At 41.4% G+C, this 3,993-nt stretch carries 5 protein-coding genes; all 5 read left to right on the forward strand.

What is annotated here, in order from left to right; translation table 11 throughout:
• Positions 1 to 328: 328 nt before the first annotated feature.
• The 5 genes from K8S13_RS16140 (at position 329) to K8S13_RS16160 (ending at position 3,709) form a co-directional block, all read left to right on the forward strand.
• Positions 329 to 1,372 (forward strand): 4Fe-4S binding protein, encoded by a 1,044-nt coding sequence (locus K8S13_RS16140; protein WP_291464054.1) that lies wholly within the window; start codon positions 329 to 331, stop codon positions 1,370 to 1,372.
• An 87-nt stretch (positions 1,373 to 1,459) separates the two neighbouring features.
• On the forward strand, positions 1,460 to 2,497 hold the full coding sequence (locus K8S13_RS16145; RefSeq protein ID WP_291464055.1) for an NAD-dependent epimerase/dehydratase family protein: 1,038 nt from the start codon (positions 1,460 to 1,462) through the stop codon (positions 2,495 to 2,497).
• 128 nt (positions 2,498 to 2,625) lie between these two features.
• Complete coding sequence (locus tag K8S13_RS16150) at positions 2,626 to 2,868, forward strand: hypothetical protein (RefSeq protein ID WP_291464057.1); 243 nt, start codon at positions 2,626 to 2,628, stop codon at positions 2,866 to 2,868.
• A 1-nt stretch (position 2,869) separates the two neighbouring features.
• A complete protein-coding gene (locus K8S13_RS16155) occupies positions 2,870 to 3,079 on the forward strand; it encodes a hypothetical protein (protein WP_291464059.1) in 210 nt (69 codons plus the stop codon).
• Between the two features lie 6 nt (positions 3,080 to 3,085).
• Positions 3,086 to 3,709 carry a DUF3786 domain-containing protein gene (locus tag K8S13_RS16160; protein ID WP_291464061.1) on the forward strand — a complete coding sequence of 208 codons (624 nt, stop codon included), beginning with the start codon at positions 3,086 to 3,088 and terminating at the stop codon, positions 3,707 to 3,709.
• The last annotated feature ends 284 nt before the right edge of the window (positions 3,710 to 3,993 follow it).

Here is a 3,993-nt window from a genome sequence, read left to right on the forward strand (position 1 = left end):
CCCCGTATGGGTTACCGTTTCTTGCGACGAGAGGTCAGCTTCTTCTTAGTGGTCACAATGGTTCCTTTGCTGGGGAGCACCTCAGGCATGGTAACCTGCGCAGCTTCGAGTAGTTGCTGGAGGAATGCCCGTGGACGGAGAATCTGGTTACAGCGAACCTGTCCCTTGATCAGCAGCTGGGTGGCACAGAGGGTGTCAAGCTGCTTGATCCCCTCATTGGACCGTCACGTCCAGATCGTGCCAGCAGCGTGCAAGAGTTAAACCTTGATTAAGGTTTAGTTTGAACATATATCCTAATAGTTAAGTCATATCTTAAGGAGGGCACGGGATGGAATTTTTAAGAATGGTTAAAGAAGAAAAGGGCTCCCAGGCAGTCCGAAGAGGAGTGCAGTTTTTGTTTCTGATCATTGTCTGCTTTATCGGGTTCAGATTCAGTCAGTTTGCAGGCGCGCTTGAGAAAGGGATGCTTCCCTTGGTAGACCGCCCGCCCGGTGTTGAGGTGTTTTTACCAATCGGCGCTTTGGTCAGTTTGAAATATTTTGTATTTACCGGGATCATTAATGAGATACATCCTTCAGGCCTTGTTCTTTTTCTCATCATTTGTGCAACTGCCGTTGTTATCAAAAAAGGTTTCTGCTCCTGGGTCTGCCCGTTTGGTCTGTTGTCGGAGTATCTATCAAAAGTTCATTATCTAATCTTTAAGCAGGGGGTCAGACTCCCCCTCTGGCTGGACAGAATACTACGCGGTATTAAATATCTTCTTGCTGGTTTTTTTATCTGGACCATCTTTTTTAAGATGCCCCTGGAAGCTATTGAAAGATTTATTAACAGTCCATACAATATTCTGGCTGACATAAAAATGTTTAAGTTTTTTACCCAAATTTCAATGACCGCTTTTTTTGTCATCCTGGGATTAATTCTGCTTTCTGTTTTAATCCGGAATTTCTGGTGCCGGTACCTATGCCCCTATGGAGCGATTTTAGGCGTGTTAAGTTTTTTGAGTCTGGGCAGGATAAAATTTAATCCGTCCCATTGTTCGAATTGCGGAAAATGTGAAAAAATATGTCCCGGACTGATTAATATCAGACAGGGAAAAAGCTCGTTTTCCTCTGAATGCAGCACATGTTTGCAATGTGTGAATGTTTGTCCCGAAGAAGGTGCTCTTAAATATTCTTTTTTTAAAAATAGGTTCTCAATGGGAAGTATCGGCGTGGGGTTGATTCTTTTGATCATGTTCTCCGGTGGCATTGCCATGGCCAGGATGGCCGGGCACTGGGAGAACAGGATTTCAAAAAGAGATTATTTTTTTTATATGATGACCCAGGGAATGATGGATAAACCTATCTTTGATACTGAACAATCTGGAAAATAAGCAATACTTTTTGAGTTTTATTTTTATAAGAAAATAGAGTATTATCATCCATTACTTTGCAAGAATATAACTATATAAGAGGTAGATATGCGAACATATGTCCAAGTGAAAGAGGAGTTGGCAGCTTCCCCGAAAACATGGCTGATAACTGGTGTCGCCGGATTTATTGGCTCTAATCTTTTGGAAACCTTGTTGGCTTGTGATCAGCGTGTTAAGGGGCTTGATAACTTTTCCACTGGTCATCAACATAATTTAGATCAGGTAAAAAAAATTGTTACACAAGAGCAATGGGCCATGTTTTCCCTTACTAAAGGGGATATTCGGGATGAAGATACTTGCCGTGATGCTTGTCGTGATGCCGAGTATGTCCTGCACCAGGCAGCCTTGGGTTCAGTCCCCCGTTCCCTTGAAAATCCCCAGTTGACCAATGCCAATAATCTTACGGGTTATTTAAATATGCTAGTGGCGGCTCGGGATCAGAAGGTTAAAAAATTTGTCTATGCAGCTTCAAGCTCCACCTATGGGGATCATCCCGGCCTGCCAAAGAAGGAAGATCTAATCGGAAAGCCTCTTTCCCCCTATGCTGTGACAAAATATGTGAACGAGCTGTACGCTGATGTCTTTAGTCGCTGTTATGGTGTTAAGCCGGTTGGCCTTCGTTATTTTAATATCTTTGGACGGCGGCAGGACCCCAACGGAGCCTATGCGGCTGTCATCCCCAAGTGGTTTGCCGGGTTAATGGCCAAAGAAGAGATCTTTATCAATGGAGATGGCACCACCAGTCGCGATTTTTGTTATATTGATAATTGTGTTCAGGCCAATATCATGGCGGCCACTGCTACCAGGGAAGAGTCTTTCAACCAGGTCTACAATATAGCTTTTGGCGAGCGAACGACTTTGACGGAACTATTTGACCATATTCAGGAAAGGGTGAAAGGATTGGTTGATAATTATATCGAAGTTAAGCCCGCTTATCGTGACTTCAGACCTGGAGATGTGAAACATTCTTTAGCCGACATCTCAAAGGCCCGTGAATTTATTGATTACAACCCGGAATTCTCAGTGGTACAAGGGCTTGACCGTGCTGCAGATTGGTATTTTCACAATTTAACTCTGGCCAAGTGATGGAAAAGAGGAACGATTGTGACTCATTTTTTAAAAGAATTTTAGTTTTCTTGATTTAGATCAATTCATTCCTCCTGTTTTTCTGTTATTTTTTTTAATAAAACAAATGAAAACAGGAGGAATGAATTATGCATGACGGATGTTCCGGTGCTCATGAATCAGGAAAACAAATCGTTGATAAAATCAGAATGATGGGCTTTAATAAAAGTCCTGTGGCCGCTTCTTTTGAAATAGACTGCACCAATTGTGATGCAGTTTTTCAAATGGAATATATGGAGTCTCAATGTCCTTCCTGCGGCATGGTATACGGGGTTACCCCCTGTCATTCCCATACCGCTGAATTTGTTAAGGCAGCAGGAGTAAAATACTGATATGCCAAAAAAAGTTGATAGGGATAAAATTGATCAAGATAAAATTGATGACATAAAAAGGAGAATGGCGGTACTTGAAAATCTGATCATAGAGACCAAGTCCCGCCTGCCGGCACATTCCACCAAGCCCCCGGTGATGATGGATCTTCTTGACTATGAAGATGAATACGATGCATTGCAAAAAAAGCTTACGGAATTGGAAAAAAAGTGATCTAATATGGAAAGCTCAAAGATATTTGATATAACATATAATGACTACCTGCCACAAATCAAGGATTTCGATTTTTCAAAAAAGGCGGAGATACTGGGTATTCAAAAACAAAATCAATCATTTATGTTTGAATTTTTCAACCGGCAGATTGTATTTGATCGGAATGATTTCAAGGATATTACAGGAAAAGAACTTACCTTTGCCGTAAAGGTCGTTCTTTGCAAATATTTATTAATGTGCCCGGAAAAAATATCTAAAAGCTCCAACAGATTGGTGACATTCAGGGAGTTTGCAAATGCAGGTCCGTTATTTTCAAGTTTTACAGCAAATACAAACAAAATTATTGAAACCACTTTTTCAGGAGAACTTGAAACGCTTAAAATGCGATGCCGAAAATTAGGCGGGACCATGATGGAAACAAAATCCTATGATCTAAGTGTCAGGTTCCGGGCGCTTCCAATGATCCCGATTATTCTTAATTTCAATGACAAGGATGAACTTCTGCCTGCAAAAGCTGGATTCCTTTACCATGACAATGCAGAAACTTATCTTGATCTGGAGTGCTTGACCATTACCTGTACTTACCTTACCGGCCTGCTTATTCAAAGCTCGCTCAATAACATTCTCTAACTTCCGTACATTGCCGTATATGGTAAATATTATCAAAACTACTATATTTGGCAGTACTAAAATATAAGTTTCTATAACTCCTTGATTTATTGAGCACTTGACATGGCATAGTTAGATAGATTATCCATCCAATAAATCTGAGGATGAGCTCTAACAAAAGTGCGTGAGGAGCTAAACAAAAATTACTTGACTTGAATATAATCCAGGTGCTGGATCTGAAAATCGCAGGAAAGCTTGCCCTTGTTGGCAACCCATCCCTTGCAGCAGCCCAGGCCCGGGTCAGA

The organism is Desulfobacula sp. (assembly GCF_021107415.1).